A 22021-nucleotide genomic window follows, 5' to 3' on the forward strand; every position below is an offset into this window, starting at 1 on the left:
TGCAAATCACACCAACCGTAATCTATGGTTGTGTTTCAATCGTTCCGCAGATTTTTAGCGATAATATCATTTACATTGTAAATATGTGATGCTGTAACATTTTAAATGTGAGCTAGAAATAACATGGTTGTGCATGATGAAAATGATGACTTTTAGTATTACTCTGAGACGAAGTTTCATCAAATTGTAAAAACACTGTCTATTTTATGTGAGTTTACTCATAAATGCATGTTCATGTTTTTGTTGTGTTTGTTGTTAATCGCTGTACAATTTGTACTTAGTTAATCATTACGGAAACTGGCAATGAAAAGAGAACAAACGATTGATAAGCTCTATCAGCTAGCCGAACAAACTCAACAAGTTCAGGCTGACCGAATTGAGATTATTTTGGAAGAGCGAAGTGATGAACATTTCCCTCCAATGTCTAAAGCTATGATGGAGACTCGTTCTGGTTTAACGCGTCGTAAACTCGATGAAGCGATCACTAAACTTGAAGCTGATGGCCATCAGTTTACAAAGAACAACGCCAATCACTACTCGATTTCATTGACAGAAGCTCACATGTTGATGGACGCGGCAGAAGTGCCAAAGTTCCATCAACGTAAGCAGCATGCTGACAACAAACCATGGATTATCAACGTACAAAACCAAAAGGGTGGTACGGGTAAATCAATGACGGCAGTTCACTTAGCTGCGTGCTTATCTCTAAATTTGGATAAGCGCTACCGTATTTGTCTGATTGACTTGGATCCACAAGGCTCTTTGCGTCTGTTCTTAAACCCACAAATTAGTGGTGCAGAGCATGACAGCATTTATTCTGCAGTTGATATCATGTTGGATAATGTGCCAGAAGAGCAGGATGTTGACCTAGAATTCTTGCGTAAGAACGTGCTGTTGCCAACTCAGTATCCTAATTTGAAGACTATTTCAGCCTTCCCAGAAGATGCGATGTTTAACGCTGAAGCATGGCAAAGTCTGTCTAGAGATCAGTCACTTGATATTGTTCGTCTTTTGAAAGAAAAGCTTATCGACAAAATCGCCGATGATTTTGATGTGATCATGATTGATACTGGACCACACGTGGACCCGTTAGTGTGGAATGCAATGTACGCGTCGAACGCACTTTTAATACCATGTGCAGCCAAGCGTTTGGACTGGGCTTCAACGGTTAACTTCTTCCAGCACTTGCCAACGGTTTATGAAATGTTCCCGGACGATTGGAAAGGGCTTGAGTTCGTTCGTCTAATGCCAACGATGTTTGAAGACGACAATAAAAAACAGGTATCAGTTCTGACTGAGATGAACTACCTGTTGAATGACCAAGTAATGATGGCCACGATTCCAAGAAGCCGCGCCTTTGAAACTTGTGCTGACACTTACAGCACGGTTTTCGATCTGACGGTAAGCGACTTTGAGGGCGGTAAGAAAACTCTGGCTGTGGCTCAAGACGCAGTACAAAAAAGTGCTCTAGAATTAGAGCGTGTATTACATAGCAACTGGCCTTCACTTAATCAGGGATAACAAGAATGGCAATTAAAACATCTGACTTAAATGCAAAGCTATTTGGTAAAGCAAACAAACGTCGCGTAGCTACGCCACAAGAAGCTCAAACTGCGGTAAAAGAGCAAGCTCAAGTGATTGAGCTTTCTGTTGCGGGTGAAGATTTAGTTTCATTTGAATTGGTTCGAATTCCAGCCGCTGATGTAGCAACACGAACGGTTGTTTTTGAAGAGAATGCTCGTGAGCAGTCTTTCTTGAATGAGCACGCGCTTTCTGACGTACTAACTACGCTTAAAGAGCGCGGCCAGCAATATCCAGCGGTTGGCCGTAAGAACAAAGACGGCAAGATTGAAGTTCTTGATGGTAGCCGTCGTCGTATGTCATGTATTTTGGCTGACAAAGAGTTCTTGATCTATGTCGCTGAAAACATTAACGGCGAACATGCTAAGTTTTTATCAGATGTAGCTAACGCTCATAAACCACTTTCTCTCTATGAGAAGGGGAAGGAGATGCAAGCGAAGCTTGATAAAGGCGAAGCTGAAGACCAGAAAGCACTCGCTAAAATGTTCCAGTGCAGTGAAGCTTTGGTGAGTGGCGCGTTGAAAGCGGCCGCTTTACCACTTGAATTATTACAAGCTTACCCAAATGTGAGCGATCTTGGCCGTCCGACTATTGTTAAGTTACACAAACAATTTAGCGGTCTTACTAGTGAGCAGCAACAAACATTACTGACCAAGTGTGGTGCTTCTGAAGGTTTTGTGTGGCAGCGCAGCGAAGCTCAAGGCGTAACTCGTTTAACAAAAGACGTGACAGAGACTTTAGAAGGTTGGGTGCTCGAACTAGCACCAGCACCCGCGAAGAAAGCTTCTCCAAAAGTTGAACTTATTAAAGGTCGAGCGTCATATAGCCGTAAGGGTTCAAACTTGGCGTTAAATCTTAAGAAAGTTGATGATACAACAATGGAAGAAATCCTAGCATTCGTACAATCTAAGTTAGACTAAGTCACGACTTTCATTACTCCTCTAAAGCCGCTTTATGCGGCTTTTTATTTGGCTGTGATAAACTGTGTTTAGATGAATCTGGACGCTAACTATGACAAACCCAACCAATACTTTTCTGCATACACTTTCTAATATTGCCCAACACAATGGTCACCGTTACGGTGTGGTCTTTGATGGCGACTTTGATTGGCAAAACTCTGCTGTTTTAACCTTCCTTGAAAATTCGTACACTCCGAGCATTTTCCAGATTGGTGGAACTCCGTTTGAAGGTGTGATTTATGCTCCAGTCAAAAAAGGCCAACAATTGCTTGGTCGTGAGTGCCAAGTTCTTGTTTGTGATTTTAGAGATCAGTTTGATGCGAATGGTTTTAGCGCTGCACTAGGTTCGTTAATCGGTGGTGGGCTGTTGTTGGTGTTGCCGCCAAAAGTTGATGACTCTGAAGAAAATGAGAGCTTTGGCCAACGTTGGTTAAAGAGGAATTTCAATAAGCTCATTTCGGTTTCACAACATAACGAAACAGACGATGTTGTTCAAGCGACTAAAGCACTTCCTCTGAAGCAAGACTTTGAAAACAGTTTGGACAAATTTGAACAGCAAAATCTGGCCGTTGAGTTGGTTAAAAAAGTGGTGTCTGGGCATCGTAAACGTCCTTTAGTTCTCACGGCAGATAGAGGGCGTGGTAAAAGCTCTACATTGGGTATTGCCGCTGCTCAGCTTTTAGTTGAGCGTCATGGATTAAATATCATCGTGACAGCGCCTTCAGTGAAAGCAATCGAGCCTGTATTTTCCCACGCGAGTCAACGCCTAGAAGACTGTGAAGTGGTCAACGCTACTTACATTTGCTATCAAAGCGGAAGTTTAAGATTCGTAGCACCAGATGAATTACTTAAGTCTAAGCCTGATTGTGATTTGCTATTAGTCGATGAAGCGGCTGCAATTCCAATCCCGATGCTCAAATCTATGGTTGGCATTTATCATCGTATGGTTTTTTCAACCACCGTTCACGGATACGAGGGGAGTGGGAGAGGGTTTGGACTTAAGTTCGAGTCTTGGCTTTCAGAGCATCGCCCGGGGTGGAAAGGTTTTAAGCTCGATCAGCCCATTCGTTGGAATCGCAATGATCCACTAGAGCGTTGGTTGTTTGATTGCTTCTTGCTTGGTAACGACGCGTCGCTAAGTGACTCGGTGATTCATGAGTTAGATAGCTTTTCTGATCTGGCAATCAACCAACTGAGCTTGGTCGAGTTATCAAAGGCAGAATGCTTGGCGAACCCGGAGCCGCTACAGCAATGCTTTTCTCTTCTTGTTGGCGCTCATTATCAAACGTCACCAAACGATCTAATGCAGTTTCTCAACAATCCAGCAATCCGTTTGTACGCTGCTTGGCAGAAAAACGAATGTTTAGGTTGTATGTTGGTAACTGAAGAAGGTCGGTTGGATAGCGATCTGATTGCTCAGATTCAACTTGGAAAACGAAGACCTCAAGGTCACCTAGCTCCAGTGTTACTCGCAAACCAACTGGGTTGTACGCAAGCGGCGCTCAGTCGTTGCCTTCGAGTTATGCGTATTGCCGTTTCAACACGTCATCAAGGTTCGGGGATTGGTCGCTGGATGTTGGGGCAGTTGTCAAAGCAAACTAATCAGGCGGATTACTTAGCAACGAGCTTTGGCGCGACCAGTGAATTGATTTCATTCTGGCGCGATAACGATTTTGTACCTGTGCACATTGGCCACCAGCGCGATCAAGCAAGCGGCTGTCACTCGGTATTGATGGTTAAGCCACTTAATAAAAGCGCACAGAATTGGGTCTACAATCTGATAAGTCACTTTGAACGTAGTTTCTGTTTTCTCACTTCTGGTTCTTTGGCTTCTCTCGAGGTTGATATGGTGCGCGCATTATTACCAAGGCAAGCGGAATCTATGGCAGAGTCTGAAATCCAACTCCTCAGGAATTATGTCGATGGTGGTAATAGTTACGACAGCATTGGTTTCAGTGTCCTGAATTTGATTCTCCAAAGTAATGGTCATCAAGCGCACATAACTGAATCTGACGCTATAATCGATACAGGTTTCGTTGTTCCAGACTTACTTATCGCGAAAGTCGTGCAGCAGAAAGAGTGGGGGACTTGTGTCGAACAGTTTAATCTAGTCGGACGAAAACAAGCTGAGCTACAGTTTAGGAAAGATGTCGGTACTCTACTATTAAATTTACACTGTAAATAAGTAGGTCAACGATCGTCACTAAATTTGGAACGACAGAGCATATGTCGAGCTGTTAATTAGATTTACAGTGTAAATTAGAAGGCCGGATTTACACTGTAAACTGAACCGCGGTATGTAATGACCTATGTGATTTCAATTATCCAATCTTTATGCAATTTCTCAATTTGTTGAACATGTCCATCATGGCGCTCATTTCCTATCTCAATTCTACCGATCTAATCATCGCCGTTGTTTGGAAGGTATAATTTCATATTATCACATCAATTCACCCCGAATCGTTTGGTGATGAAGATCCGTCGCTGTATTGCGATCTTATGCTCGTACCCAATATTCATAGTTTGAAAAATCGTGAAAGAATCTTTTTTGTAAAGGTGAAGAAGAGATTAGAATCGGTCAGTCTTATTTATGAGTCCCTTTGCAACATCGAAAGTAAGTGATGTGACGCTGATTATTCTACTGTAGTGATTCTAAGCACTGAGCGAATTATATAGACTGCATAACAACAGAGTTATTAAGGGTACACAATTCGAATGTGGGATAGCATCGTTACATTGTCGGAAGATAGGAAGCAAGTGATGGCATGTCTGCCGTCTGGGTTTGTGGTCAACGCAAGCTTTGACAATAAGACATTACCAACAACCTTAGAAGCTTTGAACGCATCAAACTATTTTATTTTCGAAGAAGAGATACTGCGTTTTGTCACTCTTGCTAAAGAAGGTAAGGGAGAAGCTTATCAAGGAATATTGATTGCTGAAGTTCGTAATTCCAGTGTTACGGTTGAACTGTCTGATGATGAGATGCTCGCAAGTCTTGTTGTAACTGGGGCATATAATGGGCAGGCATTACGTGGCAGCGATATCATTCATTGCTTGGCTCAGGCTCACATAACGAAAGGAATTAATAAGCTAGCACTTAGAAAAGTATTGATGATGAGCAGCAAGCTAAAGCCGGGTGAAAAATTTACTCAGCCCGTTGCCAAAGGTTCTCCAGCTGTGAAGGGTAAAGATGCTAAGTTTTCAGCATTGGTTGAAGATATTACTCATCAAGTATTAAAGCCTCGCAGTAAAGACGCCGGTAAGATCGATATGCGAGATCTCGGCGAAACCATTACCGTTGGTCAGAATGACCCGCTAATGAAACGAACTCCTGCCACCAAGGGTATTGCGGGCTTTACCGTCCAAGGTCGAATTATCCCACCCCTTCCGGGCCAAGACAGTTTGATTAAGCCAGGAAAAGGAACCCACATTTCCCCTGACGACCCTAATTTATTACTTTCTTCATCCTCTGGTCTGCCCATTATTAAAGAGCGAAGTATCGAAGTGGATGACGCCTTATGTGTTAGCAATGTCGACGTATCTACTGGGCACGTTAAATTCAAAGGTAATGTGTTTGTCTCTGGGAATATAGAACCTGGAATGATAGTGAAGGCGACCGGAAGCATTACTGTTGGTGGCTTTATTGAATCTGCAGAAGTTCAGGCTCAGGGGGATATAAAAGTCGCGAAAGGAATTATTGGTCATACGACCAAAGAGGATGAGCCAAAAAGCTGTAAGGTACTTAGCAAAGGCTCTATCACAGCAAGCTACGCACAGAATACTGAACTGCAAACCGGCAATGACATTCTACTCAATCTACATAGCATGAGTAACGACATTCGTTGTGGCAACAACCTCATTGTGATGGATACCTTTAAGAAGCATGGCACACTTAGTGGCGGTGAAGCTAAAGTCGGCGGTAAAGTGGAATGTGTTTTCTTAGGCGTTGAAGGGGATACAGCAACTAAGGTTCATGGCTTTGCTCGCTTCGAGGGATATCAAAAAAAGATAGCTCAATTGAAGGAGATTTATAAGCACGCTCAAGAACAAACCATGGACGTCATCCGTCAAGAACTCGAATTTAAGAAGCGACCAAAAGCGGAAAGAAGCGAAGAGCAAGCGTTGGAGATTGAGCAGCAACGAGAAAAAAACAATCAAGCGATAGAGAAGACTAAATCGCAGTTGGATACACTCGAAGCTGAATTTGAGACAAACCTTGCCGAGTGCACAGTAGAGGCGCACGAGAAAGTGTACACCCGTGTATCTGTTTTGTTTGGTGATGAGATGGTGACGACTAAGCGAACGCACGGCGGCAGTGTTTTCTCGTTCAATCAATATGAAATTCAATGTTCTTTCAAAATGGAGAAAGAAGATATCTCATTGTAATTGAGCGACTCTGAAATTGCCCAATACTAAATAGAGCGGTTCGAGCAGTTTTCTGCTCATTAGACCAAATAAGAAAGGGGGAGCTGATGCTCCCCCTTTGCTTTTGCTGATATTGACTTAGTTCGATTCTTTAAGTCACATGAGCGCTTTAACTTGCCGCTTTTACCTTTCCTTGCTTCAAGTCTGACAGAACTTGTGATTTTGGTCCGTCGGCAATAATGCTGCCTTTCTCCATCACAATCACTCTATCCACGATATCCAACATCGACGTTTTGTGGGTGATAAGAATCAAAGTCTCACTAGGTAACAGCTGGCTCAGCTGATGCTTAATGTGCATCTCTGAACGGTTATCCATAGCACTGGTAGGTTCGTCCATCAACAATACAGGAGGGCGCCCTAGGAAGGCTCTAGCTATGGCTATCGACTGACGTTGACCTCCTGAGAGTAAACCACCACCTTCACCGACTTGGCGTTCTAAGCCTGCGGGATCTTGCTGAGTAAAAGCGGTAACACCTGCACGGTTGGCTGCATCCATGACATCACGATCGTCAACCAACGGGCGTCCCAAGGTAATGTTGTCTCTTACCGTGCCATAGAATAGATTACTGTCCTGCGGCACACAGCCTATATTGCGTCGTACGTCGACATGGTGAAGTTGTTCCATATCGGTGTCATCAATGCGTACATGACCTTCTGTGGGCTTATACAGGCCCATAATCAGGCGTTCAAGTGTGCTTTTACCTGAACCAATTCGCCCAATAATCGCGACCTTTTCACCTGGACTAATATTAAGAGTCAGGTCTCTTATAGACGCGATTGGCGAATCAGGGTAATGGAATGTTACTTTATCAAGCGCGATATGCCCTTGAATAATCGGACGGTGGATGTATCGCTTACCTTCCTCTTGTTCACTGGGCATCGACATGACTTGTTCAATCAAGGTCATTGATGACTTCGCTTGGTTATAACGCGTAGAAAGCAATGATAACTGGACAAGAGGACCAATTGCTCTACCACTCAACATAGTAGCGGCAATCAAGCCACCCATTGTAAGAGTGCCTTCTGCCATTAGGTACACACCAAAAATAATCATTCCCACATTGGTACTTTGTTGAACAAAGCCAGCAGTATTTTGGATGCTATCGGTAATACGACGACTCTTGATATTCCAGTTCGCCATGTGCGCAACAGCTTCTTCCCAGCGGAATTGGAACTGGCTTTGAGCGCTGAATAGCTTAACGGTTTCTAGCCCCGCTAAACTCTCAATTAAGTTTGCGTACTTCTGAGAAGCAAGGCGAGAGCCTTCTTCAATGGTACGACGCAGCGGGCCTTGTATTAACAACGCATAGATGATCAGTATTACCACGCCAACGACAGGAACAAACACAAGGTTGCCAGCCATTAACCAAATTAACGCCAGGAACATAAGAGCGAATGGCAAATCGATTAATGAGCCTATTGTTGCCGAAGTAAAGAACTCACGGATTGACTCGAATTCTTGCAGATTTTTAGCAAAAGCACCGACAGAAGCAGGCTTCGCTTCCATGCGAATCCCGAGCACCTTACTGAACAACTTAGATGAAATCAGGATATCGGATTTCTTACCCGCAACGTCAATAAAGTAGCTTCGCATTAACTTTAAAAGCAAGTCAAAGAGGAAGACGACAAAAATACCACTCGCGAGTACCCATAGCGTCTCAAACGCAAGGTTTGGTACCACTTTGTCGTACACCAAACGAGTAAACATTGGAGCTGCAATAGCGAAAAGGTTGATTAGAATTGATGCGATCAGCACATCTCGATAGATTTTTTTAGATTGCCAAATTGTGCTCCAAAACCAGTGACCTTCGCGCGTTTTTAAAATTTCTGGCGAGCGTTCATCATAACGGAATTGTTTTTTTACTAAGAAGTAACGGCCGATGAATTGCTCTTTTAACTCTTCTATTGGGATGACGATTGGCATCATCCCACTTTCCGTTGTGATGATTTCGGCTTCTTGCTTCTCAATATCGATACTATTAAGAACGCAAGCCTCACCTTGCTTGAGTAACAATACGGCTGGCAGAATTAAGTGAGGGATGTTTTCTAGATCGGAACGGTTTTCTTTGGCCACTAACCCCGCACGCTCTGCAGAGCGAGGGAAAAGGAAAGGGGTTAGCTTTCCATCTGAGAGTGGTAGCCCATTGATCAACGCTTCGGGCGAGTTAGCTAACCCGTAATACCGACTAACGTAGATCAGTGAGTTTAATAGTGGATCTTGCATGCGATATAACCTTACAACTATTTATCAACAATGAAGCCTTGGAACACTTCTACGTAGTTATCAGACAAAATATCTAACTGAGTCTGAGTTTCAATTCGTGACGCAATAGTCGTCACACCAAGGTTATGAGCCGTTCTTGAGATAGACGTTAACGTAAATTTCTGTTTTTCGTCATCAAGGTTATGAGTAAATAGGTAATCCAGCTTCACATAGCTAGGGCGGTACTCGTTGATATAATCGAGCGATTGGAAGTTGCGTCCATAGTTATCAACACCAAACACCGCATCAGCGTTGCGAATGGTGTTACACAATAGTGCTGTGTAGTGAGGAACATTGACGAAACAGTTTTCTGGAATTTCAAAATGCAACAGATGAGCGATTGACGCATTTTTCTCAAGAGACTTTCCGATCCAACGGATGAAGCTTGGCTGAGAAATACTGCTTGGCGAGATATTGATAGCAACGGGGCTAGTAAGCTCTTTTGCATTCAGTTTATCAATCATCTTCTCGATAACGTATTGATCGAGGATGTGGCTCATTTCAAGCTGTTCTAATGCGTATAAGTATTGGTTGGCACCGTAACGAACCCCCTCTTTCTCAATCGCAGAGAACACTTCTTGGTGATAGGTTTTGCCAAAACTATTATTTGCAGCTTGGAAGCGGAAAGTTACTAGGTCATTGATGATTGCTTCTTCGACCAACATGCGCCATTGCTGTTTACCCATTACAGCGCCATGGTCGTCAGCAGTTACGTAACCGTAAGCGAGCTCACGGTTAGCTTTCGCGCTAGACAGTGCGTTATCGACCAAAGACATGATTTCAGTACTGGTTTTACGTTTCTTGCTGTATGTCACACCGAGAGCTATGTGTGGATTTGCCATACCTGTTGGATCTGAACCTAGATTTTGAATGCAGTTTACGATGCTGCTCGCGACGAGTTTCAGTTCATTTTCATCAATGTTCGGCATAATGAAGCCAAACTCATCACTAGAAATACGAGCGATAGTAATATCTGGAGATGAAATAGAAGCCTGTAGCTGTTCAGCTAATTGGTGAACTAAGGCATCGCCTTCTTGATAGCCTTTGTCATCATATTCTTCACTAATAAATTCGGCTTTTAGCACCGCCAGACCACCTAAACTAGACTCTTCTAACCACTGAGTTAGTTGAGACATGTAGTAAGCACGGTTACCTAACTGAGATACAGGATCGATATACGCGCGTTCACGAAGTCGTTGCGCTTCTTGTGCTTGGCTCTTAAATGCAAGTTCAACTTGAGTCGACATGTGGTTAATACCGTCGACGACTAAGATGAGGTCTTTTGTTTTAGGGCGAACCAGAGGCTCACCGAACTGATTTTTGGCGATTTGATCCATTTTTTTTATGATTAATGACAGCGGACGTAGTGCTCGTTGGAGTATCCATGAAATCGAGATCAAACCCAGTAAGAAAATCGCTCCAAAGAAGGTCACTAGCCGTGTAAATGCCTCCCAAAGCTGAGTATAGGCTGGGCCTGGGTGGCTCACTATCTCAACTTCAGCAAGTTGCATCCAACCACTAGTAATCACGCGGCGATCATGAATCGGTTTAAACAAATTCAGGTTGGTAAACCATTGTGGGACACCACTTGGTTTCACAGGGTATGAACGAAGAATATCATCTCCTGTGTCTAAAAAAATCAATCGTACGACAGAGTAAGAACTACCATCAAACAGTGCGTTGATAACAGACTCTACAGCCACTTGATCCTTTTCTTCGAGGTAAGGGGCGAGCGCCAGTCCAACAGTATTAATGGTATTATTTACTTCAGAGCGTTGCTGCTCTTCTAAGTAGTCACGGGTGGTATTGAATTCGATCATAAAAACTGAGGTCATCAGTAATATGAAAACCGCAACCATTCCGACCACAAGCTGTTTATATAAAGTCATTGTACCTACTCATCGTAATTGATAATGGGTTTGTTTAATTTTAGAGAGCGCTCACGCGAACGTAAGTCGTTCCATAAGCTCAATCTTGAAGATTTTCCTGATAACTTGCCGCTGCCTGCCGCCGACTTGATTAACCATAGGTTTTTACCATTGAAGCTGTATATCGGTCGTAGATCTCTGCGCTTGGAGCCGCGTTTTATTTCAGGGTTTAAGTTGTCTAAAATTAGTGGTTCTGCACTGGGTGTAGAGTAGTAAGCCAACACCATATGGAATTGGTTTAACTCAAGTGCTTTTACATACACTAATCGTAATTTCTTATCTGGGACGCCGAGTTCAAGTAAAGAGAAGTATTTTGCGATAGTGAAATCTTCACAGTCACCCGCGTTACTGCCCAAAAATTCCAGCGGTGTCGCCCAGTAGTCATTCTTTCCCCAAAGTATACTGTCATCGACAAAGTACATTTGGTTGAAGAACCGGTTTACCGAATCGAGTTTTTCTTTTTCACTTAACCCTGCGTACGACGTCATATTCGAGCGCCATGTCGATACTCGTTTCCCTGCTCTTTCTCCGTAGGTTACAGAGACTGCGTCTATCCACCTTTGGTCACTCTTGTTCAGTGCTCCGGAAGTAAAAGAGGTAAGGAACAGTAGCAATAACGAAAACCGAGATTTCATTGCCGCTGCTCTTGTTTTTTCACTGCATGTAGGAAGACGTTCTCAAGCATTAACCGTCCTTACTCTTTTAGTGCGTTGTTTTGAGCACTCAAAATTGGCTTCAACATATATTCAAGCACGGTTCTTTTACCCGTAATGATATCGACAGAAGCGGTCATACCGGGAATGATAGGCAGCTCTTCATTAGCCCCAAAACTGTACTTCTCGGTACGAACACGCACGATGTAAAAACTGTTACCTTCTTCATCTTGAGTGGTGTCAGCACTGATGTGTTCTAACACACCTACTAAACCACCGTATTTAGTAAAGTCATAGGCACTGAATTTAACCACAGCGCTCAATTCTGGACGGAGGAATGCGATATCTTGTGGAGCAATTTTCGCCTCAACTAATAGGGAATCTTCAGTTGGTACAATCTCAACAATGTCCATACCCGGTTGGATAACACCGCCTACGGTATTAATACCAAGCGTTTTGACGGTTCCTGTTACTGGAGAAACTACTACAGTACGATTAACTCTGTCTTCAAGGCCAACCGCTGATTCCGTCATTGCAGAGAGCTTATCTTGTGCTTGGTTTAGCTTCTCTTGTTGTTCTGATCGGAAGTTCAATGCAGCATCGATACGACTGAGCATTGCTTCTTTGATTGCTGAACGTAGAAGAGGGATTTTGAGTTCGCTAGAGGTCATTTCTCGACGAGTGTCGTTAACTTGTCTTTGCAGCTTGAGCAGTTCAATTTTTGGCACCACCCCTTCATCAGCAAGAGGCTTGGTAATATCCAGCTCTTGGCGGGCAAAGTTGTAACTCTGTCTTAAATTCTGAACACGCGCTTTTATTTCAACTAGGTCTTGTTGCTTCTGTCCAACCTGTTGATCAAAAACGGAAAGTTGGTTCTTCAGGTTATTCAGATCTTGACGATATTCTGCTTTTTGGCGATTAACCAATTTGGGGTGAAGGTCGTAGAATAGTGGTGGGAAGGCGAGTTTACCATAATCGAGTAAGACACTTTTTTTCCACTCTTTTACTGAGAATTCTTCATTGATAACCACACTGGTCAGTGAGGCGGACAGCATGAGTACATTAGCCGTTAAGTTCGCAACTTGTTGCTCACGTTCACGAAAGTCAGAGCGGAATCGAGTGTCATCTATTAATAGTAATTGTTGCCCTTTTTGAACTCGTTGCCCTTCTTTGACTAAAATTTCTTTAACCAAACCACCTTCAAGGTTTTGCACCACCTGAATCTGAGAGGAAGGGATCACCTTGCCTTGGCCAACAGTCACTTTGTCGATTTCAGCCCAAGCAGACCAACCAATAGCAGCGACAAAAAACAGAACGATAACCCACAACATAATACGCGCACTGGTGGGCGTATTGAGGAGCAGTGCCGCTGTTTTGTCATCGACATACTCAAGTTCGGTCTCGTTCAATTTGCTGAAATTTTTCTGACTCATAACAGTCCTTGTTCGCTAAATAAAAGTGCAAGCTTTGTGAGTGTATTCTTACTTTTGATAAATGTTAAGGCTTTGCTCCTTTAAATCTTTGAATTTATATATTTTTTAACTCTTATTGTTTTTTGAAATCTGTTTTATCAAGTTGGTGCTTTCTCAGCTTGTCATAAAGCGTTTTTCGCGATACTTGCAGCTCTTGCTGTACCTCTTTTAAGCGCCCTTGATGACGATGTAGTGCCTCTATCAAGATGATTTGCTCAAAGCTATCGGTTCGTTGGCTTAATGACAGTTGTTGCTCTTCTGTCTTTAGAACTATGTGGTTCTTATCGCTTTGTTCTTGATTATGGTTAGGCTCTGGTTCAAGCGATGCAAGCTTGGGTTTAGTCAACACTCTGAGCTCTGCATGTTGGCGAAGCTGTCGAATATTTTCACTCCAGTGAGTGGCGATCAATCGTTGAACCTCTTTTTCTGTAATCACCGGAGGGGGTAACTGATATCGACTTGCCGCACCACGAGCAAAATGTTTAAACAAAGAACCAATATCTTCTGTTCTTTGCGCTAGCGGTAGCAAATCAAATCGACGGAACTCACTTACCATTGTAGTAGGAAGTATTGTGGTTGCTAAGCTGATACAAGTTGCATTTGTCTTGCATGAGTTTTCACGAAGTAGAGTGGGTTTCAGGTTCACTAACCAGCACCATTGTTCCTGAGTTAATGCTTCTGTCTCGTGTATATAGAGCGTTCCACCTTGATGCTTCGAGAACAGTTGTAAAACAAACTGATGAAATGTCGTTTCATCATTGCGCGGTAAATTAAACGCGGCAACAGGGCAAAGCTCTGCGGCTGGATGGCTGTGAAGATCGTGCGTGTACTGCGCCGTGACCCTTTTACCCGTTCCTAAATCGCCGACGAACAGTAGAAGTGGGTTAGTTTTGGTATCTAGAGAGATCAGTTCTCGGCGTAATGTCTGCATTGATGGCGATTGACCAATCAACTTTGGACCCACCTGATTCTGTACCGCCAACTCTTTACGTAATAGATTATTCTCTTCAACCAAAGCGAGCTTATCCGATGCTTTTTTTACTGCGGTCAGCAGGGCATCGACCACAAACGGTTTTTCCAAAAAATCATAAGCGCCAGCTTTCATTGCGGATACGGCTGTTTGCACGTCCCCATGGCCTGTCAGCACGATGATCTGAAAATGAGGGTTTTGATTCAGCAGCTTTTGTGTCAATTGAATGCCATCCATCACTGGCATGTGAATATCGGTAATGACAATCCCAGCTTGCGTCACATCTATTCTCTTTAGTGCCTCAATGGCATTGGGGAAGCAGGCAATATCGATGCCTTCAATGAGCATGGCTTGTTCTACGGAGTCTCGAATGGCGGGTTCATCATCGACAAAATAGAGTTTAGGCAGAGGGTGCAAAAGTCGAATCCTTAACAGTATGTGAGGTTAACTATGTGTGAAATTAGCAGTATGTAAAATTCATTTTCTAATCAACGATAACAACGGCACGTTAGCCCTTATCGTTATATAACGGGATGCTTAGCGAGAATACCATGCCTGAAGGCTCTAATCGGTTGGCGCTGATCGTGCCGTGATAAGCTTCAATAATCCGTTTCGATATTGAAAGCCCTAGCCCTAAGCCTTCCGGTTTAGTGGTAAAAAACGGGTTGAAAAGCTGTTCTAGCTTATCGTCCGGCATGCCAATTCCGTTGTCCCAAATGATCAGCTGACAAGAGTTATGATGCAGTTGCCATTCGATGCCTATCTGTGGACTGGCCGGTTGGTCAACGTTTTCCAGGTTTTGTTGCTCCTGCAAGATTTTCTGTTCAAGAACGTGTTGTTGAAGCGCTTGGGTAGCGTTGTGAATTAGATTCACCAGTACTTGCTCGAGTTCGGTTGGATGAATGGCAATATTAATGTGATTTGGCACCGTGCTTAGTCTTAGTGTAATGCCTTGCTTGATCATCAGCGCACTGAGAATACTGGTGGCGTTGTTGACCGCTTGGTGCAGGTTCGCGACATGATGTTCTTGTTTAGTGACCTTGCGAGTAAAGACTTTGAGTCGCGCTATGATGTCGGTAATGGTGTTGTTGAGGCCAATCATTTTCTCAAGATTACTCTTCACTAAATCTGTCCGTTCCATTTCTAGCAGCTTTAAGCTGTTCTCACTGTAGGTTCGAAGCGCTGCAAGCGGTTGGTTGATTTCGTGGTTAATGCTGGCTGACAGCTCTCCGAGTACCGCTAATTTTGCTGTTTGGGTCAGCTCTTGTTCTGTCTGCTTCAGCTTTAACTGCGATGCTTGGTATTGAAAAATGGTTTGCTGAAGTTGTTGATTGGATTTCTTCAAATAGTGAGTACGTTTATCAACGGTTTGTTCTAGGTTTTGGTTGAGCCGGGTTAGCGCCACTTTCGCGACGTAAGTCTGTCGCCACGACCACGCGATGAGCATCACCAAGCTGTAAATCACCACGAAGATGACATCGATCTGCAGCACTTTAATAAGCTCTGCTTCGGCCTTTTTTAATGCGACAACTTGGTACTGATTGTTACTGAAGGTTGCGGGGTAAAGATTGAACGGCCCAAGTTTAAACAATCGGTTTGCCGTGAGTTCTTTTTGTACTCGATTTGGTTGAATGTTGTTGGGCTGATTAGCGTCGTTAACTTGTGGTTGATAGTTGGAAGAGCGAAAAGCTTCTATGATCGAAATTTCGCTTTGACCGTATTGGCGTTGCAGGGCGATATCGGTTTGTTGCTTCTGGCTTAACGGCAACAACGAGTGATAAAGCCACTGAGTTTGGCTCGAGAGAAAGACCACTTGGTTAGAGTCGAGTACCACAATCTCAAAATCATCGCTGGTTAGGATGTTTTCAAGGTTCTCTAGGCTCACTTTAACGGTGATAACCCCAACAATGTCATTTTCTATATACAGGGGCGAAGACAAAAAGTAACCGCGTACGTTGGAGCGAGCCCCCAGTGCGACATAGTGTGTGCTGTTACCTTCAATCGCGGACGCAAAATAAGGACGAAACGAGAAGTTCTCACCCACGAAAGTACCGAGCTTCTGGTAATTACTGGAAGCGACCACAGTACCGCTCGGGTCATGAATATAGATGGTGTCAGCTTGGCTTTGATTAGACCATTCAAATAGCAATTGATTGAGCTGCGCAGCGGAAATCTTGTCTGTTTGTGGTGATGAGTCAAAATAAGAGAGCAGACGTGGGTCATGGCTGAGCAAATCAGGGATCTGTTTGAATTTATCCAGTTCAGAGTCGATTTGTAGGTTCGCTTTATTGGCTGCTTCGTTGAGCTTTTGAGTGACCACTTTTTCTTGAAATTGTACTGCCAAAAAATGAGTCGCGCTCAGCCCAATAGCCCCCAATAACAATGAGAATAAAACGAAGGGAGTCATTATGTTAAGCAGTATCTTAGTCACTAGGATCTCAGCATGTCATCGGTTTGTATAAAGATTATCAATATGATGGATAGAGTACCGAGATCTTGTTAACACAGAGCACCTTCTGTGAGACAAAACCATGGCTTAGACTTGTGTTTCAAAGGATTACAGCGCAAAATCAAAAAAAATTGAAAGGAGCAACCAAATGGAACTGACCGATATTCGTCGCGAATACGCTAAGGGTGGATTGAGACGTAAAGACTTAGCCGCAGACCCGATTGAGCAATTCAATCTATGGCTAGAGCAAGCTATTGAAGCTAAGTTGACGGACCCTACTGCCATGACAGTTGCTACGGTTGATGAAAATGGTCAGCCATTCCAGCGAATTGTTCTGCTAAAGAATGTTGATAAAGACGGCTTCGTTTTTTACACCAACTTAGGTAGCCGTAAAGCGCATCAGCTAGAGCACAATAGCAAAATCAGTTTGCATTTCCCTTGGCACCCTCTTGAGCGACAAGTTCATATTACGGGCACGGCTGAAAAACTGACAGCAATGGAAAATATGAAGTACTTCTCGTCACGACCAAAAGAGAGCCAATTGGCCGCAATTGCAAGTAAGCAAAGTAGCCGTATCTCTGCTCGTGGGATTTTAGAAGGCAAATATCTAGAGCTTAAACAGAAGTTCGCGAAAGGAGAGATTCCTGTGCCTTCTTTCTGGGGTGGCTTCCGTGTGCGTGTGGATAGCATTGAGTTTTGGCAAGGTGGAGAGCACCGCTTGCATGATCGCTTCTTGTTCTCACGCCAAGATAGCCGTTGGGATATCGACCGCCTAGCACCTTAATTTTCTTAACTGCTTAACTGATCCAAAAATACCGTTGATTAGACTTATCAACGGTATTTTTTTGTCTGCATCTCATCAAACCAATATCTAATCACTGTGCAGAACAACGGAGATCTGCTTTTTAAGCAGGGTTTCTGGGATCATAGAGCCTAGCCCCGAGTCCAACGCATACTCAATCAACTGGCTTTTACTGCGCGCATCAAATTTCTGTTTCAACCTAGCGACATGCCCTTCGACCGTTTTGATTGAAATGTTCAACGTAGACGCGATGTACTGTGGTTTCTTGCCGAATAGCAGCAAGAACAGCACTTCTGATTCTCGCGAAGTGAGTCGCTTTTTGAGCTTTGATATGCGTGGCTTTGATCCTGCAATGGACACTTGATTGTCTTTTTCGCAAGTTGCCTGACACACCCAATGGCCTACCTCTAAGATGGCGGTGTCGGTGAGTTCTTGACCATAAAAAATGGTGCCTTGAACTTCGCCATTCCCATCAAGCCAAGGGGTTTTAGTAAAAATATGGGCGTGCCAGCGTCCGTCTGGATAAGGGTGAATATCGAGGATTTTAAGAGTACTGCGTGTATCCATTACATGTTTGTCTTGAGCCCTGAAATCCTGCGCGCATTCGGTTGTTTGACTAGGCATATCGAAATCGGTTAAGCCCGTACAAGTTTCGTTGGGTTTTAAGCCAATTAATTGGTTGTAAGCAAGGTTGGCATACACGAAGACAGAGTCAGTATCTTTGCACCCCCAGCAACCTGGAAGTTGTTCAAATAAAGAACGATGTATGGAGTTGAGGGGATCCGGCAAGGTTTTATCTCGTAAGAGGGAGTATTGCAATGATATCAGTTTCTTATAGAGCTGCAATGACAATTGGAAGTCGAGTTATGCATCAAAAATGGAGTGTGATTAATGATTGAACGGCATGTTGTTTAAGCGTGCCTTTATTGATCAATAGCTAAACAAAAAGGATGAGAAAAAAGCAAAAAAAAGCCAGCCTGAAGAAGGGCTGGCCAAAGACAAGATATACCTTGTCGACACGTAGAAGATTTCCAGCTTAATTTACGAGGGTCATGTAAATTAAGCTGAGGTATCAGATAGATACCCAGAGTGACTTACTACTCTATCGACGAATTTACTCCTAGGTGAGATCGAATATAAGGAGGGAATTCCCCTATAAACACTGACTCAACCTGATACTAGGAGAATCTAAGGTAAATATTTGAGGGCTTTGAGTAATACCAAGAGCTTATAGCTCTCGTAATACTCGGAATCCTAAGTAGTTAGCGGCAGTAGAAGGCGAAACGTACAGTTCAGCAAACACTTTTGCCTCTTCAGGAGAGAAGCTCCACGCGCCCCCCTTAGCGATGCCTTTTTGGGTTGCAGTCCATTCCCAAACGTTACCTACCATGTCGTAGAAACCCGTTGGCGTTGGCAAGAATGATTTTACAGGAGAAGTACTGACGTTTGACCACTGTGTACCAGACCAACCAGTATTAGCTCTACCTGAACGGAATTTGTTGCCCCACCAGAAGCTGGTATCTTGACCCGCTCTTGCCGCCGCTTCCCACTCTTGTTGTGTTGGTAGGCGGTAAGTAAAGCCTGTTTTTTTAGATAACCAACGTGTGTACGCTTTCGCATCGCTTTGGCTGACGCATACAACGGGTGAGTTATCGACTTGCTTGAAACCAGGAGCTTTCCAGTCATTGTCTGACACAGTCGTGATTTCTGCATTCACGAAGGTATCACAAGTGTTCATCAGCTCTGCGTCGGTCTGGTAACCCGTATTTTTCACAAATGCTTTAAAGTCTTGAACACGAGTTGGGGTTGCCGCTAATGCAAATGGCTGTTTGATCGTGACTTGCTCAGCGTTATTTTCACCGAGTAGGTAAGTCCCAGATCCAACCACAATCATTTCTGGACTTTGAGCACCATTGCCCATTGGGTCAGCAAACTTAGTCCCCACATTCAGTGAGTTCTGCTTCGCTTGTAATACTGCTCTTAGGTTGTGATCTCGGGCTATTTTCAGCTCTTGGTGGAAAGAAAGGTAACCTTCTTTCTCGATCGTAACCATGTGCTGCCCTGTCGGTAGCATCACTTCCACCGGTGTGCTGCCATAGTTCACACCATTGATAGAAACCTTGTCATTATATTGATTTGAGCGAACCACCAAGTTAACCCAAGCAACTTCTTTCTGCTGATCATCGGCTTGCAGATCGCTCTGATCGAAACAGTTTGAGGATTGAATGCCAAGTAAGCGGCAAGGAGTGTTCTTATCTGGACGAGTTTCTAAATTCGCAGCAACCACTGCTCGGTAACGGTTATCTTCGGAGAAGCCAGATGATTTCACGCTGTGTTGTAGAACGTGAATATTCAAAGATGCAGACGCTAGGTGTTCTTTTACTATTTTTGATTCTGTCGCGTTGGATACAAGGCTATTTTGAAATTGTTTTACTGCTTTTTGAAGTGTCAAAGCCACCGTTTGGTCTGAACATTGAGCTAACGTCATGTCGCTGCTACAGCGGTTGGTAAAGCTAACAGTATGTTCTTGTGTTTGAGTGACCTCGCTTCTTAATCTCTCAGCTCTTGCTCTTAGTTTGTCTTGATTCAAATGGGCGATAGACATTTCTACAGCCGATTTTTCGGCTTTGATGGCCTCTAGTCCCATCACTAAGCTTTGAAGCTTTTGCTCTGAATCCGAAATCGTAAGCTTGTGCTCTTTTACCGATTTCCAGGCATCTTGAAAGCGGTTTTGAGCTGGTGAGATATCGAAATCTGGCTCATCAATCATGCGAGTGTAATCTTGCTCTAGGCTAGTTTTCGCCGTTGCGAGTTTTTGCTCTGATTGAGCTAATAACTTGGCTTGACGTGCCATTTGCTCTGCTTGGTTGTCGACTTGATTTTGTTTGTCCGCCATCTTCTTCTCGATAGCCGTTAAACTGGCATGTTCTTCGAAAAGAGAGCTTTCAATGTCGATGACTGATGACGTGATTGCTGGAGATGTCGCTTCAGCGAAAACAGCAGGCGTCATTAAGCATGGAGCAAGTGCAAATAATAGAGTAGGAAAACCTTGGCGCATGTTGGGCTACTTCAGTCGTAATTTAGGTTAATTGAATATTCTAACGAAAACGCCATTTCGTTTGAAGCTACTTTCTATAACTACAACAAGATGGCGAGTATTCATTCAGCTTTGTGAAATAGGCACGGCTATTTATATCAGGCTTAGCTTTATATATTTAGATTTCATTTTCTTTACTAGGAAGGAGTTTCACCCAAATAGTATCGCTGCCGTTGATAGTCACTGTGCGGTTGTATGACTCGTAACCTTCTTTTGAAATGGTTACTTGGTGACGACCGCTCGGTAGCGAAACCTCTAGGGGTGTGCTGCCGTATTTAATGCCGTTGATAGTTACTGAGTCATTGTACTGATCAGAACGTACCATCACGTTTGCCCACTGCTTGTCGCTCTTCTTTGTAACCTTAACGTCGCTGTCCGTTAAACAGTAGCGAGTTGAAACGTTCAATAAGTTACATGCTGCAATCGCTTCCGGTTTTGCTTGAAGTTGAGCTTGCATCTGCACAAAGTAAGAGTTGTTTCCAGAGAAACCGCTCTTGATTGCTTGGCTGTCTTGAACATGAATGTTCAATTGAACACCTTGTAAGTTTTGCTTCGCAAGAGTGCTTTCTGTGAGCTGTTCAAGTAATTTGCTCTTGAAGTTTTGTACTGCTTTCTGCTTCGTCAGGTGTTTACCTTGAGCAATACACTCACCCAGTGTCATTGTTGATGAACATGTGGTGGTGTAGCTCGTTTCAAGAACGGCACTTTCACGAAGTTCTGTTGCAATACGTTTAACGCGAGCTTCAACTTTTGATTCTTTCAAGTTAGCCAGCTCATTATTCAAACGAGCTTGCTTTTGCTTAATTTGAGAAAGGTAAATTTCGTTCTCATTCATCGCTTGCTGATTATCTAGCTGAGACGATTGATTCTCTTTAACCGCAGCCCAAGCATCTTGGTATCCTTTCTGAAAAGAAACCAGATCCGTTTCTGGATCGTCAAGTAAGCGACTGTATTGTTTGTCGAGTACAGATTTAGCTCGGTTACGTTTTGCCTTTAACTCTTCACCTTCACGTAACAACTTACTGTTCTGGTTTTGAAGTTGTTTTAAGGTCTCAGTTGCCGATACTTTGGTCGCTGAAATACGCTCAATATCTGAGTTTTTCTCTGTTAGCTTTGCATCGATAGCTGAAACGGGATCGACTTGATTCAGTTCTTCAGCTGATAACGATGCAGATACCCAAAGTGGGGATAGCGCAAGTAAAAGCGCTGAAATTCGAAAGTTAGTCATAGGTCCCTGCAACTTGTATATTTAAAATTGGCTCGTTAATAAAGTGTCTACTTCCTAGTTGTCAGTCACTAGTTATTAGCAATTAACACAGTACCCGTCTTTATACCGTTTTATTGCCCTCCAATCTACTCAAAAGCTAAGTTTCGCTACTTCGGATACACTTTTTACATATTTACACCGAAATAATTGAGCTA

At 43.4% G+C, this 22021-nt stretch carries 14 protein-coding genes; 5 read left to right on the forward strand and 9 right to left on the reverse strand.

Going from position 1 to position 22021, the window contains the following annotated elements:
• The first annotated feature begins 303 nt into the window (after window positions 1–303).
• The 4 genes from ACED28_RS12950 to ACED28_RS12965 all read left to right on the forward strand — a co-directional run bounded on the left by ACED28_RS12950 (window position 304) and on the right by ACED28_RS12965 (window position 6926).
• The gene (locus ACED28_RS12950; protein WP_009846016.1) at window positions 304–1521 is read left to right on the forward strand and encodes a ParA family protein; all 1218 of its coding nucleotides are present in this window, start codon (window positions 304–306) and stop codon (window positions 1519–1521) included.
• Window positions 1522–1526: 5 nt separating this feature from the next.
• Window positions 1527–2501 (forward strand): ParB/RepB/Spo0J family partition protein, encoded by a 975-nt coding sequence (locus tag ACED28_RS12955; protein ID WP_009846015.1) that lies wholly within the window; start codon window positions 1527–1529, stop codon window positions 2499–2501.
• A 91-nt stretch (window positions 2502–2592) separates the two neighbouring features.
• Window positions 2593–4725 (forward strand): GNAT family N-acetyltransferase, encoded by a 2133-nt coding sequence (locus tag ACED28_RS12960; RefSeq protein WP_371710006.1) that lies wholly within the window; start codon window positions 2593–2595, stop codon window positions 4723–4725.
• A gap of 530 nt (window positions 4726–5255) precedes the next feature.
• Entirely contained in the window at window positions 5256–6926 is a 1671-nt protein-coding gene (locus tag ACED28_RS12965) for a FapA family protein (RefSeq protein WP_017102241.1), read from the forward strand.
• Between the two features lie 148 nt (window positions 6927–7074).
• On the opposite strand, the gene ACED28_RS12970 is transcribed toward ACED28_RS12965, so the two are convergent.
• From ACED28_RS12970 to ACED28_RS12995, 6 genes are all read right to left on the reverse strand, one after another.
• Window positions 7075–9189, reverse strand: a complete 2115-nt coding sequence (locus tag ACED28_RS12970) for a type I secretion system permease/ATPase (protein ID WP_009846012.1) — start codon at window positions 9187–9189, stop codon at window positions 7075–7077.
• A 17-nt stretch (window positions 9190–9206) separates the two neighbouring features.
• Window positions 9207–11117: a LapD/MoxY N-terminal periplasmic domain-containing protein gene (locus ACED28_RS12975; protein ID WP_009846011.1), complete on the reverse strand. Its 1911-nt coding sequence runs from the start codon at window positions 11115–11117 to the stop codon at window positions 9207–9209.
• Between the two features lie 5 nt (window positions 11118–11122).
• Window positions 11123–11791 (reverse strand): transglutaminase-like cysteine peptidase, encoded by a 669-nt coding sequence (locus ACED28_RS12980; protein WP_012600028.1) that lies wholly within the window; start codon window positions 11789–11791, stop codon window positions 11123–11125.
• A 59-nt stretch (window positions 11792–11850) separates the two neighbouring features.
• Complete coding sequence (locus ACED28_RS12985) at window positions 11851–13242, reverse strand: HlyD family type I secretion periplasmic adaptor subunit (protein WP_009846009.1); 1392 nt, start codon at window positions 13240–13242, stop codon at window positions 11851–11853.
• 112 nt (window positions 13243–13354) lie between these two features.
• The gene (locus ACED28_RS12990) at window positions 13355–14659 is read right to left on the reverse strand and encodes a sigma-54-dependent transcriptional regulator (protein WP_371710022.1); all 1305 of its coding nucleotides are present in this window, start codon (window positions 14657–14659) and stop codon (window positions 13355–13357) included.
• Window positions 14660–14759: 100 nt separating this feature from the next.
• The gene (locus ACED28_RS12995; protein ID WP_371701283.1) at window positions 14760–16658 is read right to left on the reverse strand and encodes an ATP-binding protein; all 1899 of its coding nucleotides are present in this window, start codon (window positions 16656–16658) and stop codon (window positions 14760–14762) included.
• A 190-nt stretch (window positions 16659–16848) separates the two neighbouring features.
• Here ACED28_RS12995 and pdxH point away from each other — a divergent pair, with 190 nt between their 5' ends.
• Window positions 16849–17484: a pyridoxamine 5'-phosphate oxidase gene (pdxH, locus tag ACED28_RS13000; protein WP_009846006.1), complete on the forward strand. Its 636-nt coding sequence runs from the start codon at window positions 16849–16851 to the stop codon at window positions 17482–17484.
• A gap of 87 nt (window positions 17485–17571) precedes the next feature.
• Here pdxH and ACED28_RS13005 read toward each other — a convergent pair whose 3' ends face one another.
• The 3 genes from ACED28_RS13005 to ACED28_RS13015 form a co-directional block, all read right to left on the reverse strand.
• The gene (locus tag ACED28_RS13005; RefSeq protein ID WP_012600031.1) at window positions 17572–18354 is read right to left on the reverse strand and encodes a helix-turn-helix transcriptional regulator; all 783 of its coding nucleotides are present in this window, start codon (window positions 18352–18354) and stop codon (window positions 17572–17574) included.
• Between the two features lie 376 nt (window positions 18355–18730).
• Window positions 18731–20560 carry an SUMF1/EgtB/PvdO family nonheme iron enzyme gene (locus ACED28_RS13010; RefSeq protein ID WP_371710007.1) on the reverse strand — a complete coding sequence of 610 codons (1830 nt, stop codon included), beginning with the start codon at window positions 20558–20560 and terminating at the stop codon, window positions 18731–18733.
• Window positions 20561–20717: 157 nt separating this feature from the next.
• Window positions 20718–21827: a PEGA domain-containing protein gene (locus tag ACED28_RS13015; protein ID WP_009846003.1), complete on the reverse strand. Its 1110-nt coding sequence runs from the start codon at window positions 21825–21827 to the stop codon at window positions 20718–20720.
• Window positions 21828–22021: the final 194 nt, after the last annotated feature.

The organism is Vibrio sp. 1F253 (assembly GCF_041439295.1).
Lineage (GTDB): Bacteria > Pseudomonadota > Gammaproteobacteria > Enterobacterales > Vibrionaceae > Vibrio > Vibrio tasmaniensis_A.

Excerpts from the sequence above, each read along its gene's own strand:
- ACED28_RS12950 (WP_009846016.1), top strand. The coding sequence starts at position 304 with ATGAAAAGAGAACAAACGATTGATAAGCTCTATCAGCTAGCCGAACAA.
- ACED28_RS12955 (WP_009846015.1), top strand. The coding sequence starts at position 1,527 with ATGGCAATTAAAACATCTGACTTAAATGCAAAGCTATTTGGTAAAGCA.
- ACED28_RS12960 (WP_371710006.1), top strand. The coding sequence starts at position 2,593 with ATGACAAACCCAACCAATACTTTTCTGCATACACTTTCTAATATTGCC.
- ACED28_RS12965 (WP_017102241.1), top strand. The coding sequence starts at position 5,256 with ATGTGGGATAGCATCGTTACATTGTCGGAAGATAGGAAGCAAGTGATG.
- ACED28_RS12970 (WP_009846012.1), bottom strand. The coding sequence starts at position 9,189 with ATGCAAGATCCACTATTAAACTCACTGATCTACGTTAGTCGGTATTAC.
- ACED28_RS12975 (WP_009846011.1), bottom strand. The coding sequence starts at position 11,117 with ATGACTTTATATAAACAGCTTGTGGTCGGAATGGTTGCGGTTTTCATA.
- ACED28_RS12980 (WP_012600028.1), bottom strand. The coding sequence starts at position 11,791 with ATGAAATCTCGGTTTTCGTTATTGCTACTGTTCCTTACCTCTTTTACT.
- ACED28_RS12985 (WP_009846009.1), bottom strand. The coding sequence starts at position 13,242 with ATGAGTCAGAAAAATTTCAGCAAATTGAACGAGACCGAACTTGAGTAT.
- ACED28_RS12995 (WP_371701283.1), bottom strand. The coding sequence starts at position 16,658 with ATGACTCCCTTCGTTTTATTCTCATTGTTATTGGGGGCTATTGGGCTG.
- pdxH (WP_009846006.1), top strand. The coding sequence starts at position 16,849 with ATGGAACTGACCGATATTCGTCGCGAATACGCTAAGGGTGGATTGAGA.
- ACED28_RS13010 (WP_371710007.1), bottom strand. The coding sequence starts at position 20,560 with ATGCGCCAAGGTTTTCCTACTCTATTATTTGCACTTGCTCCATGCTTA.
- ACED28_RS13015 (WP_009846003.1), bottom strand. The coding sequence starts at position 21,827 with ATGACTAACTTTCGAATTTCAGCGCTTTTACTTGCGCTATCCCCACTT.